Source organism: Nonomuraea recticatena (genome assembly GCF_039533245.1).
GTDB lineage: Bacteria > Actinomycetota > Actinomycetes > Streptosporangiales > Streptosporangiaceae > Nonomuraea > Nonomuraea roseola.
The window spans coordinates 137,711-152,196 of record NZ_BAAATE010000006.1 but is presented as its reverse complement, the minus strand read 5'-3'; the positions used below and the strand labels follow the sequence as shown (position 1 = coordinate 152,196).

The 14,486-nt window shown below is 70.8% G+C and carries 14 protein-coding genes; 8 read left to right on the top strand and 6 right to left on the bottom strand.

The genetic code is table 11. The features are described from left to right. Positions 1-29 precede the first annotated feature (29 nt). Positions 30-875: a serine protein kinase RIO gene (locus ABFX50_RS14810; protein WP_346146772.1), complete on the bottom strand. Its 846-nt coding sequence runs from the start codon at positions 873-875 to the stop codon at positions 30-32. 259 nt (positions 876-1,134) lie between these two features. Between ABFX50_RS14810 and ABFX50_RS14805 the strand changes: the two genes are divergently transcribed. Further along, positions 1,135-1,695 (top strand): hypothetical protein, encoded by a 561-nt coding sequence (locus ABFX50_RS14805; RefSeq protein WP_346146770.1) that lies wholly within the window; start codon positions 1,135-1,137, stop codon positions 1,693-1,695. An 8-nt stretch (positions 1,696-1,703) separates the two neighbouring features. Here the strand turns inward: ABFX50_RS14805 and ABFX50_RS14800 are convergent, their stop codons facing one another. The 5 genes from ABFX50_RS14800 to ABFX50_RS14780 all read right to left on the bottom strand — a co-directional run bounded on the left by ABFX50_RS14800 (position 1,704) and on the right by ABFX50_RS14780 (position 5,908). After that, complete coding sequence (locus ABFX50_RS14800) at positions 1,704-2,264, bottom strand: hypothetical protein (RefSeq protein ID WP_312895954.1); 561 nt, start codon at positions 2,262-2,264, stop codon at positions 1,704-1,706. Between the two features lie 217 nt (positions 2,265-2,481). Continuing rightward, the gene (locus ABFX50_RS14795) at positions 2,482-3,057 is read right to left on the bottom strand and encodes a DUF4126 domain-containing protein (protein WP_183659249.1); all 576 of its coding nucleotides are present in this window, start codon (positions 3,055-3,057) and stop codon (positions 2,482-2,484) included. Positions 3,058-3,320: 263 nt separating this feature from the next. Further along, a complete protein-coding gene (locus tag ABFX50_RS14790; RefSeq protein WP_346146767.1) occupies positions 3,321-4,406 on the bottom strand; it encodes a nitronate monooxygenase in 1,086 nt (361 codons plus the stop codon). A 16-nt stretch (positions 4,407-4,422) separates the two neighbouring features. After that, a complete protein-coding gene (locus ABFX50_RS14785; RefSeq protein WP_346146765.1) occupies positions 4,423-5,133 on the bottom strand; it encodes an MgtC/SapB family protein in 711 nt (236 codons plus the stop codon). A gap of 118 nt (positions 5,134-5,251) precedes the next feature. Then, on the bottom strand, positions 5,252-5,908 hold the full coding sequence (locus tag ABFX50_RS14780; RefSeq protein ID WP_346146763.1) for an acyltransferase: 657 nt from the start codon (positions 5,906-5,908) through the stop codon (positions 5,252-5,254). Positions 5,909-6,018: 110 nt separating this feature from the next. Between ABFX50_RS14780 and pyrG the strand changes: the two genes are divergently transcribed. From pyrG to ABFX50_RS14745, 7 genes are all read left to right on the top strand, one after another. Continuing rightward, positions 6,019-7,683, top strand: coding sequence for a CTP synthase (gene pyrG / locus ABFX50_RS14775; protein ID WP_346146761.1), 1,665 nt, complete (start codon positions 6,019-6,021; stop codon positions 7,681-7,683). Beyond that, positions 7,680-8,282 carry an NUDIX domain-containing protein gene (locus ABFX50_RS14770; RefSeq protein WP_346146759.1) on the top strand — a complete coding sequence of 201 codons (603 nt, stop codon included), beginning with the start codon at positions 7,680-7,682 and terminating at the stop codon, positions 8,280-8,282. The genes pyrG and ABFX50_RS14770 overlap by 4 nt, the downstream gene beginning before the upstream one ends. A 14-nt stretch (positions 8,283-8,296) precedes the next feature. Further along, positions 8,297-9,202 (top strand): site-specific tyrosine recombinase XerD, encoded by a 906-nt coding sequence (locus ABFX50_RS14765; protein ID WP_183659259.1) that lies wholly within the window; start codon positions 8,297-8,299, stop codon positions 9,200-9,202. A 106-nt stretch (positions 9,203-9,308) separates the two neighbouring features. Next, positions 9,309-10,250: a ParA family protein gene (locus ABFX50_RS14760; RefSeq protein WP_183659261.1), complete on the top strand. Its 942-nt coding sequence runs from the start codon at positions 9,309-9,311 to the stop codon at positions 10,248-10,250. After that, complete coding sequence (locus ABFX50_RS14755; protein WP_346146756.1) at positions 10,247-11,059, top strand: segregation and condensation protein A; 813 nt, start codon at positions 10,247-10,249, stop codon at positions 11,057-11,059. The genes ABFX50_RS14760 and ABFX50_RS14755 overlap by 4 nt, the downstream gene beginning before the upstream one ends. Before the next feature lie 730 nt (positions 11,060-11,789). Beyond that, positions 11,790-12,347, top strand: coding sequence for an SMC-Scp complex subunit ScpB (scpB, locus tag ABFX50_RS14750; protein WP_346147074.1), 558 nt, complete (start codon positions 11,790-11,792; stop codon positions 12,345-12,347). Then, the gene (locus ABFX50_RS14745; RefSeq protein ID WP_346146754.1) at positions 12,344-14,470 is read left to right on the top strand and encodes a pseudouridine synthase; all 2,127 of its coding nucleotides are present in this window, start codon (positions 12,344-12,346) and stop codon (positions 14,468-14,470) included. Before scpB ends, ABFX50_RS14745 begins: the two co-directional genes overlap by 4 nt. The last annotated feature ends 16 nt before the right edge of the window (positions 14,471-14,486 follow it).

Sequence of the window (14,486 nt, the reverse complement as noted above, 5' to 3'; positions counted from 1 at the left end):
GATCCCTAGTGGGACGCGCCCCGGGGAGGTCAGGCGAGGCCGGCTTCGGCACGGAGGAGGGCGGAAAGGCGCTCGCCCGAGACGGGCAGCCCTTTGTGCGCGAACCACGTGGCGACGTTGCGGGCGTCGCGGTCGAGGAAGTCGGGGCCCGTCGGATGGGCGATGACGTCGACGATCTGGGGCAGGTCGATGATCACCAGGCGCCCTTCGTCGACCAGCAGGTTGTACGGCGACAGGTCGCCGTGCGCGAGACCCTCCCTGGAGAGGACGACCATGGCCTCGACCAGCTGCTCCCAGAGGTTGTCCAGCCCCTCGTCCACGGTCGCCAGGCGCGGGGCCGCGTAGCCGTCGGGGGTGCCGACGAACTCCTGGAGGATCTCCGTGCCGAGGATCTGCACCGGGTAGGGCACCGGCAGCCCCAGCTCCCACAGGCGCACGAGCGCGGAGAACTCCGCCTGCGCCCACTGTCCCGCGATGACCTGCTTGCCGAACGCGGTGCGCGAGGACATCGCCCTGGCGGCGCGCGAGTCGCGCATGCGGCGGCCCTCCAGGTAGCCGGAGTCGCGGTGGAAGAGCCGGTGGTCGCTGGAGCGGTAGCGCTTGGCGGCCAGCAGGCAGACCCTGTCGGTGTCGGGCACGCCGCGCGAGATGAGGTGGACGTCGGCTTCCTTGCCGGTCTTGAGGATGCCGAACTCGGTGTCGACGGCGGCCAGCTCGGTGACCAGCCAGCCGGGACGGGGCTCGGGGCCACGCTCGGTCGGGGTGCTGAGGTCCCAGGTGGACCAGCGGTCACCTGAGGGAGGGCCGTCGAGGTCGACGGGGTTGCTGTCGAGCCAGTCGAGGTCGTCGGCGTCGAGGCGGTGCTTCTTCGGCACGGTGGTGATCTCCTGATGAGAATGCCCACCGGCGCGGCGATCAGGTCAGCGGCTGACCGGTGGGAGAGCAAACGGACGCGGAAAAGGGCACGCGAACACTCGTCGTCACGGTCACCCCTCCCTTCGTCCGGTGCCTCGACGCTCCGGTCGAGGACTCCCACGTGTCGAAGCCGCTGCCGAGGCGCGGCGACACCTCGACGAGTATGCAGGGCCGAAAACCGGCGGCGCAACGCAATATCGGCCGCCTACGATCACGGGCATGGAACGGTGCGTGGAATGCGGACGCTGGCCCTACGCAGGGGCGCCAGGCTGCCGCCGCTGTCTGGCGCTGGTGGACCGCATCATCGAGGACGGCTACCAGGCGTTCCTGAAGGAGCTGGACCTGGAGGACGACGTCGCCGTCGCCGAGATGATCGTCGAGGAGATCAAGGGCTACGACTGGCGGGTGGTCGACGGCGCCTTCGAGCGTCTGACCTGCGGGGCATGCGGCAGCAGGCGGGGCAGGGGTCCGAAGGACTGCCCGCCGTGCGAGCTCGACGAGGGCTTTCGCTACTCCGCCCGCGAGGTCGACAGGCCGGGTGTGACGCCCCGTAACGAGCACGCGATCAGGGTCGGCGCGGCCGTGCTGCGCAACGGGCACAGGCACTCGCCGAGGGCGCTGCTGAGCTGGCAGATCGGCTTCCCGCTGGTCCTGAGCGGCTACCTGCCCTCCACGACGGAGGCGCAGGCCGTACGGGCCCGCATCAACAAGGGCGCCACCTACGAGGACCTGGCCGCCGTCCACGTGCCCGACCTGACCGGCTGGCCCACCACTGCCTGACGGGCGGCTCAGGACGGGTCGCGGCGCTCCTGCATGGTCTTGCGGTACAGCTCGTCGATCTCGTCGAGCGGGTCGACGGTCCTGCGCCTGGACTCGATCTCCAGCTCGGTGCGGGCGTGCAGCTCCTCGATGCCGGTGGAGGCGTGGTGCACCTGGCTGTCGAGCAGATCGGCCCTGATCCTTGCGCACATGGCGGTCAGCTTGGCCTGGTGCTCGCGCAGCCGGTCGAGCGTGACGTGGTCGACATAGGGGGAGACGCGGCGCTGCTGGGCGTACATGCCGAGCTGGGTGTCGTGCACGTCCGCCTGCTGGGACAGCTCTCTCATCAGCTGCGGCAGATCTCCGAGGCCCCAGCCCTGCTGCAGGGCGGCGTCGACGTGCTGCCTGGTCATGGAGACCTCGCGGCGCAGGTCGAGACGTAGCCGCTCCACCTCGGCCGCGTCGCCGTTGCCCATGGCGTTGACGTGGGTGGCCAGGCGCGCTGTGGCCTGTCGCGCCGACTGACTGGCCCTCTTGCCCACCTTGACCAGGGCGTAGACGGCCACCCCCGCCAGGGCGAGGAAGATCACGACGACCGCGAGCAGGATCAGAAGGAAAGTGCTGATCGGAGGGACCTCCAGTCCGGCCTTTATCTCAGAGGATAGTTGATCCAACGTGCCTGGAGGCGGCCGGTCAGGAGACGACGTGCGGGCGCAGGGGCGGGGGCCACAGGGCGCCCGCACGCGTCTGGCCGAACGCTAGCGCCTTCGCGCTCTCCCGGGAGTCATCCGCCGGAAGGATCCGCCCTCACTCCCTCGACGGACTGCGGACTCTTCTGATCGCCCACCAGGCGAAGACGGCCAGTGCGGCCAGCAGGACCAGCACCAGGACCGGCAGGAAGATCGCGACCAGGCTGACGCCGAGCGAGCCGGCGTCCTCCACGGTGCTGACCACGGGGGCGCCGAGGCCGCCGGTGGTGGCGTTGACGACCGGCCTGGCCGTTGACTTCAGCACGTGGACGGCCAGCGCGGTCACGATCCCGATGAGCCACCCCGCCCACGGGTTCTCCGTCATCCAGGTGGAGCTGTCGATCTCGGCGGCGGCCGCGGTGGCGCTGAAGACCACGCCGCCTGACGCCGGCCGTACGGCGGTCTGGATGGCGTCGTTGACGCTGTCGACCACGGGCACCTTGTCCAGCACGAACTCGGCCAGCAGAAGCACCGCGATGATCGCGAGCACGCCCCAGTTGGACAGCCACCCGTAGCCGTCGGGCAGCTTCACCGCGTCGGTCAGGTTGGCCAGCACCCCGACCACCAGGAGCGGAATGTAGGCGTTCAACCCGGCGGCGGTGCTCAGTCCGAGGCCGGTCAGTGCAGCGAGCATCCCTTGTCCCATCCTGTACGGCAGGCCCCCCACAGCCCACCGCGGTCACCGGGTGACCCTCCGTCCATCACGCTACGCGGGCGCGACTTCGGCGCCCGCCGTGACGTCGCCCCCGCCTCCTTCGACCGTAGCTCCTGACCCGTCCGCGCGGTCGTCCCGTCGATCACCTGGCCGGGATTTCGTCGTCCCCCGGATCCCCTGCCGGCGGGGCCGGGGTGCTCGGGGGAGGCGGCGCCCGGGGGCCCGTCACCGCCGAGGCGAACTCACTCGGTGAGCCGGGAGAGCCGCTCGATCGCGTCGCCGAACTCCTCGATCATCTCGTAGACCACCTGGCGGGCCGGCTTCACCTGGTCGAGCTGGCCCACCACCTGCCCGACGAAGTAGTTCGCCAGCTCCACCGCGCCCGGCTCGCCCCGCTCCGCCGCCTGCACCACGCGGGCCATCGCCGACTCCGCGAGCACCATCTGCAGCGGCATCCCGAGCGGGCCGGGGCTGTCCTCGCCGGAGTCCCACGCGGCGGTCCAGGCCGAGGCGAGCTGTCTGGCCGGCTTGCCCGTGCGCGAGCGTGAGCGGACCGTGTCGAGCGAGGAGGCGGCCAGCATCTTCCTCTTGACCGACCGCGGCGTCTCGGCCTCCTCGGTCGTCAGCCACACCGACCCGCACCACACGCCCTCGGCGCCCAGAGCCATGGCCGCGGCCATCTGCCGTCCCGACGCGATGCCGCCCGCGGCCAGCACGGGCACGGGCGCGACGGCGTCGACGACCTGCGGCACCAGCACCATCGTGGCGATCTCACCGGTGTGGCCGCCGGCCTCCGTGCCCTGCGCCACGATGATGTCGGCGCCGGCCGCCACCTGCCTGCGCGCGTGCTCCACCGTGCCCACCAGCGCCGCGACGGGCACGCCCGCCTCGCGGGCCATGGAGACCATCTGCGGAGGCGGCGGGCCGAGCGCGCTGGCGATCAGGCGGACAGGGTGCCTGAGCGCCACCTCGATGAGCTCGGTCGCGCCCCTGGCGCTGACCCTGTCGCCGAACCCGGCGGGCGAGGCGGCGAACGGCACGCCGTAGCGCTGGAGGAGGCCGGCGGTGAAGGACAGGTGCGACTCGGGCACGGTCGCCCTCGGGCCCTCTGTCCTGCCGGGCACCAGCACGTCCACCCCGTACGGCCTGCCGCCCACCTGCGCGTCGATCCAGCTCAGCTCGGTGTCGAGCTGCTCGGCCGAGTAGGCGACGGCGCCGAGCACGCCGAAGCCGCCCGCGTTGGTGACCGCGGCGACCACGTCGCGGCAGTGGCTGAAGGCGAACAGAGGGAACTCGACGCCCAGACGCTCACAGATCGCGCTCCGCATGGGCTGACGCTAACCCCTAGGAGTCGTCCTCGTCATCGTCCTGCTCGACGGTCCATGACACCGAGGTGATCGCGGGTTCGAGGCTCAGCCGGCTGGTGGCGCCCTCGAACAGGTTCTCGTCACGGCGCAGGCTGTCGACGAGTGCGTGCACCTCGACCTGTCCGCGCAGGTCGGAGTCATGGCTGTGGAGGCTGCGCAGACGCAGTTCGGGACGGGTGAGGGCATTGACGATCAGCTTCCTGACATGGGCCTGGTCGTCGTCCCAGCACCTGACCTCGAAGCGGTAGCGGGTGCGCCGCCGGGCCCTTCGCCGGTCGAGGAAGCGGCCGAGGGGCCGCATCGCGGTGTTCGCGCCGACGATCAGGAGGGTGCCGGCGACGGACAGGAAGTACATGCCCGCTCCGGCCAGGGATCCCACGGCGGCGGCGCACCACAGGGTGGCGGCGGTGTTGAGCCCCCTGATGTTGAAGCCCTCGCGCAGGATCACGCCCGCGCCGAGGAAGCCGATGCCCGAGACGATCTGCGCGGCCACCCTGGTCGGATCGGCGGTGCCGGGGTCGCCGACGAAGCCGTAGGCGCTCAGCAGCACGAACAGCGCGGATCCCACGGCGACGAGCAGGTTGGTGCGCAGGCCCGCCATCCGAGCCCGCCACTGCCGCTCCATGCCGATCACCGCGCCCAGCACGGCCGCGGTGACCAGCCGCAGCAGGAGATCGACGTCGGCCATACCGGAGGGGTTCCCTCAGCCGGGGGTGTGAGGCGTTCCGATGCCGATCCATGGCCGGGTGATTTACAGCATTTGTCCAGACTGCTGGTGATACGCGTACCTCAGGCCCCCAGTGCCCTCAGCCGGTGGCCTGACGGTCGAAGGGGGTGACGCCCGGCGCGTGCCAGCCCAGGTCGGCGGAGTAGCTGCGGACCACCTTGGCCGGCACCCCCGCGATCACGCTGTGGTCGGGGAACTCGCCGCGCACCACCGCGCCGCCCGCCACCACGCACTGCCTGCCGATCCTGGTGCCGGGCAGGATGATCGCCCCGGCGCCCAGCCAGGACCCGTCGCCGATCGAGACCGGATTGTTGCGCGGCCACTGCCTGCCTATCGGCATGTCAGGGTCGTCGTAGACGTGGTTCTGGTCGGTGATGTACACGTAGGGGCCGGTGAAGACGTCGTCGCCGATGTCGATCGACTGGTGGGCGACGATGTGGCTGCCCCTGCCGATCGAACAGCTTCCCCCGATGCGCAGAATGGAGTTCGGGCCCAGGTCGACGCCTGGTCCCATGCCGCACGACAGCGAGACGCGCTCGCCGATCAGGGTGTGCCCGCCGATCTCGATCCAGCGCTCTCCGAAGATCGCGCCGACGGGGAAGGCGATGCTGACGCCCTCGCCCATGTGGCGGAAGCGGTAGCCGGCCTGACTGGCAGGGGTGAGCGCGCCCGCTCTCCTGACCGCGTCGTAAAGGCGGTGAACCAGGGCGCCGACCGCCCGCCGTACTAGTGACATAAGGCCCAAAGTTACTCTGTGGTCCTGCCGTTCGGGCATGTCGAGGGCGTTGTTTGATATCCTGAGAGCCCGTGGACGTCAACGCCACACCTCGAGCCACGGGAGACTTCTTGCGCAGCGCATCGCAAACCAAGCATCTGTTCGTCACCGGCGGTGTCGCCTCCAGTCTCGGCAAGGGGCTCACGGCGTCCAGCCTGGGTCGCCTGCTGAAGGCCCGCGGTCTGCGGGTCACCATGCAGAAGCTCGACCCCTACCTCAACGTCGACCCCGGAACGATGAACCCGTTCCAGCACGGTGAGGTCTTCGTCACAGACGACGGCTCCGAGACCGACCTAGACGTCGGCCACTACGAGCGCTTCCTCGACACCGACCTGCACGGCTCGGCCAACGTCACGACGGGCCAGGTCTACTCCAACGTCATCGCCAAGGAGCGGCGCGGGGAGTACCTCGGCGACACCGTCCAGGTGATCCCGCACATCACCAACGAGATCAAGGAGCGCATCCGCGGCATGGCCGGTCCCGACGTGGACGTGGTCATCACCGAGGTGGGCGGCACGGTCGGCGACATCGAGTCGCTGCCCTTCCTCGAGTCGGTGCGCCAGATCAGGCACGAGGTCGGCCGCGACAACGTCTTCTTCCTGCACGTGTCGCTGCTGCCGTACATCGGGCCGAGCGGTGAGCTGAAGACCAAGCCGACCCAGCACAGCGTGGCCGCCCTGCGCAGCATCGGCATCCAGCCCGACGCGATCGTGCTGCGCTCCGACCGTCCTGTCCACACCTCGATCAAGCGCAAGATCAGCCTGATGTGCGACGTCGACGAGGACGCCGTGGTCAGCGCCGTCGACGCGGCCTCCATCTACGACATCCCCAAGGTGCTCCACACCGAGGGCCTCGACGCCTACGTCGTCCGCCGCCTCGGCCTGCCCTTCCGCGACGTCGACTGGAAGGAGTGGGAGCAGCTCCTGCGCAGGGTCCACCGTCCGGCCAAGGAGGTCACGGTCGCGCTGGTCGGCAAGTACATCGACCTGCCCGACGCCTACCTCAGCGTCACCGAGGCGCTGCGCGCGGGCGGCTTCGCCAACGACGCCCGCGTCAACATCCGCTGGGTCAAGTCCGACGACTGCGAGAGCGAGGATGGCGCGGCCCGCGAGCTCGACGGCGTCGACGGCGTGCTGATCCCCGGCGGGTTCGGCGTGCGCGGCATCGAGGGCAAGATCGGCGCGATCCGCCACGCCCGCGAGAACAAGATCCCGCTGCTCGGCATCTGCCTCGGCATGCAGGGCATGGTCATCGAGGCCGCCCGCAACCTGGCGGGCATCGCCGACGCCAACAGCGCGGAGTTCGACCCCGACAGCAAGCACCCGGTGATCTCGACCATGGCCGACCAGGAGGACGTCGTCTCCGGCGAGCGCGACATGGGCGGCACCATGCGCCTCGGCCTCTACACCGCCAAGCTCGGCGAGGGCACGCTGGCCCGCCAGCTCTACGGCGGCAAGGCCAAGGCCGACGAGCGCCACCGCCACAGGTACGAGGTCAACAACGCCTACCGCGAGCAGCTGGAGAAGGTCGGTCTGGTCTTCTCGGGCCTGTCGCCCGACGGCCGCCTGGTGGAGTACACCGAGCTGCCCGCCGAGACGCATCCGTTCTTCATCGGCACCCAGGCCCACCCCGAGTTCCGCTCCCGCCCGACCCGCTCGCACCCGCTGTTCAAGGGCCTCATCGGCGCCTCGCTGGTCTACGCCGACGGTCGCTCGCCCAAGGCGGCCAAGAAGTGAGGATCGAGGACCTGCCGGAAGAGTGGCCGGTCGTCGAGTCCAGGGAGCACTTCAAGGGGTACGTGATCGGCGTGCGCACCGACACCGTGCGCATGCCGCGCGACGAGGTCGCCGACCGCGACTACGTCGTCCACCCCGGCTCCGTAGCGGTCCTCGCGCTCGACGAGGACGCCCGCGTGCTGCTGATCAGGCAGTACCGCCACCCGACGCGGCACCTGCTGTGGGAGCTTCCCGCCGGGATCCGCGACGTCGAGGGCGAGCCGCTGGCCGCCACCGCCGCCCGCGAGCTGGCCGAGGAGGCGGGCTACCAGGCCGGCACCTGGCACACCCTCGTCGACCTCTACACCTCCCCTGGCATGTCGGACGAGCGCATCCGCGTCTTCCTGGCCCGTGACCTGTCGAAGGTCGAGATCGACTTCGACCGGCGCCACGAGGAGTTCGACATGCCGGTGGAGTGGGTGCCCCTGGCCGACGCCGTGGAGAGGGCGCTCATGGGAATGATCCACAATTCCCCGACCGTGGCCGGTATCCTCGCCGCGTATGCGGCTTCGGTCGAGGGATTCGCCCTGTTGCGGCCCGCCGACGCCCCGGAGGCGTGACAGGAGGACTCTTCGTGGAGGCAGTGCTCTCCAGCTACCTCGCCCATCTGGCGGTGGAGCGAGGCCTGGCTGCCAACACGCTGGCCTCCTACCGCAGAGACCTGCGCCGCTACGTCGAGCATCTGAGGACGCGCGGCAGGGTCACCTTCGGTGAGGTGGGCGAGGCCGACGTCCTCGCCTTCCTCACCGTGCTGCGCGAGGGCGACGGCGACCACCCCGCCCTGGTCGCCAGCTCGGCGGCCCGTGCGGTCTCGGCGGTCAGGGGGTTGCACAGGTTCGCCCTGCGCGAGGGCGTCGCCGCCCACGACCCCGCCCACGAGGTCCGCCCTCCGCGCCAACTGCGCCGCCTCCCGAAGGCCATCGGCGTCGCCGAGGTCGAGCGGCTCATCGCCGCCTCCGGTCCCGACGGCGCGCCGCTGACCCTCCGCAACAGGGCCCTGCTCGAGCTGCTGTACGGCACGGGCGCGCGCATCTCAGAAGCCGTCGGCCTGGCCCTCGACGACCTCGAACAGGAGCAGGTACGGCTGCGCGGCAAGGGAGGGCGCACCCGGGTCGTGCCCGTCGGCCGCTTCGCCAGGCAGGCGCTCGACGCCTACCTCGTGCGGGCCAGGCCGTCCCTGCTGGCACACGGCCGCGGCACCCCCGCCGTCTTCCTCAACGCCCGAGGCGGCCGCCTCACCCGGCAGGGGGCGTGGGAGGTGCTCCAGGCCGCCGCCGAGAGGGCGGGGCTCGAAGGGATCTCTCCGCACGTCTTGCGGCATTCGTTCGCAACTCACCTCCTTGACGGCGGTGCGGACGTTAGGGTGGTCCAGGAACTCCTCGGCCACGCCTCGGTGACGACCACCCAGGTCTACACCTTGGTGACGGTTGACAAGCTCCGCGAGGTCTACGCCGCGGCGCACCCTCGCGCTCGACAGTGATCTATAGTCTTTGCGTCACGCGGCGTGCCGTCTTGCCGCCTAAGTGCTGACGCCATAGTGTCCGTCCGGACGGTCCGGTTCGGGACCGTCAGGGAGGTTCGAGCTGGTGACTGTGACCGCCAACGGTTCGACTCCGGGGACCCCCGAGAATCCCTGGGGTGACACGAAGACCAACACGCCCGCCACGGGCGTGAATCTGGGCCCCACCAGGCGACCGCGCCCGGTGTTCCCTGAGCCGCTGCCGCGCGAGACGCACGGCCCGGCCAGGGTGGTCGCCATGGTCAACCAGAAGGGCGGCGTCGGCAAGACGACCACCACCATCAACCTGGGCGCCGCGCTCGTCGAGTGCGGGCTGAAGGTCCTGCTCGTCGACTTCGACCCGCAGGGCGCGCTGTCGGTGGGCCTGGGCATCAACCCGCTCCAGCTCGACCTGACGGTCTACAACCTGCTGATGGACCGCAGCGTCACCGCCGAGGACGTCCTGCTGGAGACCGGCGTCGAGGGCCTCGACCTGCTGCCGAGCAACATCGACCTGTCCGCGGCCGAGGTCCAGCTCGTCACCGAGGTGGCCCGCGAGCAGGTGCTCGGGCGGGTGCTCAAGCCGCTGCTGCCCTACTACGACGTGTGCCTGATCGACTGCCAGCCCTCACTGGGCCTGCTCACGATCAACGCGCTCACCTGCGCCCACGGCGTCATGGTGCCGCTGGAGTGCGAGTTCTTCGCGCTGCGCGGCGTCGCGCTCCTCATGGACACCATCACCAAGGTGCAGGAGCGGCTCAACGACGAGCTCGAGATCGAGGGCCTGCTGGCCACCATGTACGACGCCCGCACCCTGCACGGCCGCGAGGTGCTGGCCCGCGTCGTGGAGGCCTTCGGCGACAAGGTGTTCCACACGGTCATCAACAGGACGGTGCGCTTCCCCGACGCGACCGTCGCGGGCGAGCCCATCACCACCTTCGACCCCTCCTCCCTCGGCGCGAACGCCTACAGGGAGCTGGCCCGCGAGGTGCTCTCGCGCTGGCCGCAGCCTGCCACAATGGCCAGGTGACTTCCACCGAGCAGCAGGGCTTCCAGGTTCATCTGGACGTCTTCGAGGGACCTTTCGACCTGCTGCTCGGCCTGATCTCCAAGCACAAGCTCGACATCACCGAGGTCTCCCTCTCCCAGGTCACCGACGAGTTCATCGCCTACATCAAGTCGCGTGGGCCCGAATGGGACCTCGACCAGACCAGCCACTTCCTGCTCGTCGCAGCCACGCTGCTCGACCTGAAGGCGGCCAGGCTGCTGCCCACGGGCGAGGTCGAGGACGAAGAGGACCTCGCGCTGCTGGAGGCGCGTGACCTGCTGTTCGCCAGGCTGCTGCAGTACCGGGCCTACAAGGAGGTCGCCAAGGTCTTCTCCGGGCTGATGGCGGAGGAGGCTCTGAGGTTCCCCAGGTCGGTGCCCATGGAGGCGCAGTTCGCCAACCTGCTGCCCGAGCTGGTCCTCGGCATCGGCCCCGACCAGCTGGCGCGCATCGCGGCCAAGGCGTTCACCCCCAAGCTGCCGCCGACCGTCAGCGTCGGGCACATCTACCAACCTCTGGCCAGCGTCAGGGAGCAAGCCGCTATCCTTGTCCAGCGGTTGCGGCGCATGCGAACAGCCACCTTCAGGACTCTGGTCGCCGACTGCGAGGGCACCTTCGAGGTGATCGCCCGCTTTCTGGCCGTACTCGAGCTGTTCAGGGAGTCGGCCGTCACCTTCGAGCAGGTCGAACCGCTGGGCGATCTGCACGTGACCTGGACCGGTGCCGACGACGGAGACGTGTCGGTGGGCGACGACTACGAAGAGAGCGCGGAGAAGGCTGCAGATGAGTGAGTTCCCGGCTCCCAGGGACCCGTCGCCGTCGGAGCATCTGGCGGGGGACGGGGGTGGCGCGGGAGACGACGTGCCCGCCTGGGCCCGCCTGCCAGGCTCGGCCATCTTCGGCGCGCAGCCCCCACCCTCGAAGAACGGCGACCGCTCACCCTCGACGGACGGCGACCATACCCCTTCAGAGGGCGCCGACCGCTCACCTTCGGCGGACGACCGGCCGCAGGAGGACCTCACCCCCGGGACCGCGGCCTCCGAGGCTGCCCAGGAACTGGAATCCGAGACCTTCGAGACCGCGCCCTTCGACGGCCCCACGACCCCCCAGCCGGCGCCCACCGACACTGACCGCGCCTCGGAAGTTCCGGCTTTCGAGACCCAGGCTTTCGAGACCCAGGCTTTCGAGACCCAGGCTTCTGGGACGTCGGTTCCCGAGGCGTCGGTTCCCGAGACGTCGTCTTCTGGGGCCTCGTCTTCTGGGGCCTCGTCTTCCGGGGCCTCGGCTCGGGAGAAGGTGGACTTCGCGGGTGGGGCGGGTCGTGCGGTGGCGGCTTCCGACGGGCGGGGGTCTGCCGCCTTCGAGGCTCCCTCGGCGGGTCGCCCTCGCTCCGGCGACGGCCAGGGGGAGGGGGCTGCCGTCCTGGGGGATTTCTCCTGGGACGGGAGAGGCGCTTCCGCCGGCCGTCCAGAGGAGAGCATAGGGTTCGGCGACGACACCCAGGAGCCCTCCGATGACGGGGTGCGGCCCGAGCGAGGGCCTGAGCTGCGGGCGGCGCTGGAGGCGATCCTGATCGTCGTGGACGAACCCGTGGCCGCCATCACGCTGGCCCAGGTGCTCGAACATCCCACACACGAGATCGAGACGGCGCTCCGCGCGCTCGCGGCGGAATACTCCGACGCCGGACGGGGTTTCGATCTGAGAGAGGTGGCAGGCGGCTGGCGGTTCTACACGCGCGCCGACTGCGCCCCGCTGGTCGAGCGGTTCGTCCGCGACGGCCAGCAGGCACGGCTGACCCAGGCCGCGCTGGAGACCCTCGCGGTCGTGGCCTACCGGCAACCGGTGAGCCGCGCCAGAGTCGCCGCCGTGCGCGGCGTCAACAGCGACGGCGTCATGCGGACGCTGGTCGCCAGGGGGCTGGTCGAAGAGGCCGGCTCCGACCCGGAGAGCCAGGCAGTGCTCTACCGGACAAGCTCCTACTTCTTGGAGCGGTTGGGCCTGAAGAGCATCGACGAGCTACCTGAGCTCGCGCCCTTCCTGCCCGACGACGTGGAAAACCTTGAGGAGACAACGAAGTGATCAACAGGCGCAGCACCCCGTCCGGTGATGGACGCGGTCGTGGACGCACCGGCGGCTCACGGGGTGGAAACCCCAGGGGCGGCGCGAGCGGGCGTCCCGCCTTCCGCTCCGATGACAGGCGCGACTCCCGTCGCGACGACGACCGCGGCGGACCCCGTCGCGACGACTTCGGCGGCGCACCCCGCCGTGACGACACCGGCGGGGCCCCCCGCCGTGACGACTTCGGCGGGTCTTCCCGCCGTGACGGCTTCAGCGGCGGCGCGCGCAGGGAGGGGTCCGGCGGCGGTGCTCGCCGGGACGACTTCCGTGGTGGCGCCCGCCGCGACGACAGCAGGGGCGACTTCGGCCCCGGCCGTGACTCCCTGCGCGCCGACCGCAGCGGCTCGCGCGCCAGGTACGGCAAGCCCGCGGGCCCCGGTCGTGACGACCGTGGCGGCCAGGGCGGCGGCTTCCGCGGTGACCGCGATGGCCAGAGCGGCGGCTTCCGCGGTGGAGCCGAGCGCGGTGGCGCGGGCGGCGGCTTCCGCGAGGACCGCGGCGGCCAGGGTGGTTTCCAGCGCGGAGCCGGCCAGGGCGGCGGCTTCCGCGACGACCGTGGATCAGGGCAGGGCGGCTACCGCGGCGGCCAGGGTGAGCGCGGGAGCCAGGGCGGCTACCGTGGCGGCCAGGGTGAGCGCGGGAGCCAGGGCGGCTACCGTGGTGGCCAGGGTGAGCGTGGCGGCCAGGGCGGTTTCCGTGGCGGCCAGGGTGAGCGCGGCGGCTACGGCAGGAGTGGTGACGAGCGCGGCGGCTACCGTGGCGCGAGTGACCGCCCGGGCGGCGGCCGTGGAGCCGGCGAGCGCGGCGGCGACCGTGGCGGGTTCAGGGAGCGGCGCGACTTCGGTGGCGCGCGCCAGGACCGCGGCGGTTACGGCGACAGCCGCGGCTTCCGCGACGACCGCGCGACCTCCGGCGACGACCGTGGAGGCTTCCGCGACGACCGTGGAGGCTTCCGAGGCGCCCAGAGCGGACGCGACGACCGTGGCGGCTACCGCGGCGGTCAGCCGCAGCGCGACGACCGCGGCGCTCCCGCCTACCGTGACGACCGTGGTGGTCAGGGTTCCCGTGACGACCGCGGCGGTCAGGCGCGGCGTGACGACAGGAGCGGGCTGAAGGCCGACAGGGGCGGCAGGCGCGACGACGGTTCCAGGGCCCGCTACGGCAGGCGCGAGGAGCCGCAGACGATCGGCCGTCCCGCGCCCAAGCGGAGCGAGCCCGCCGGCCGTACCGGCAGGGTGCAGACGATCGGCAGCGGCGCGAAGGGCAAGAAGGACGTCTTCAAGACCTCCCGCCAGCCCATGCGCGACCGTGACTTCTTCCCCGACGGCTACACCGACGAGCGCGACACCACCGAGGTGCCCGGCGGCGTGCGGCTGCAGAAGGTGCTCGCCCAGGCGGGCGTGGCCAGCAGGCGCGCGTGCGAGGAGATGATCGGCGACGGTCGCGTCACCGTGAACGGCCAGGTCGTCAGGAGGTTCGGCGCCAAGGTCGACCCTGCGGCGCAGGTCATCCACGTGGACGGCAAGCGCATCCCGACCGCTCCCGACCTGGTCTACTACGCGCTGAACAAGCCCATCGGCGTCGTCTCGACGATGGAGGACCCGCAGGGTCGTCCGTGCCTGGCCGACTTCACGCAGGAGCTGGCGCCCCGCCTGTTCCACGTGGGCAGGCTCGACACCGAGACCGAGGGTCTGCTGCTGCTCACCAACGACGGCGAGCTGGCCAACAGGCTGACGCACCCGAGTTACGGCGTGCAGAAGAAGTACTGGGCGAAGGTGCCCGGCCCGATCCCGCGTGACCTGGCCCGCAGGCTCAGGAAGGGCATCGAGCTCGAGGACGGCCTGGCCAAGGCCGACCACTTCGAGATCGTGCAGGAGCACGGGCAGCAGGCGCTGGTGGAGATCGTGCTGCACGAGGGCCGCAACCACATCGTCAGGCGCATGCTGGAAGAGGCGGGTCACCGCGTGATCGACCTGGCCAGGATCGAGTTCGGTCCGGTCAAGCTCGGCCGTACTAAGCCGGGAACGATCAGGGCGTTGAGCCTCAAGGAGGTCGGCGACCTCTACGCGGCGGTCAAGCTGTAATCTGGCCGGACGGAGG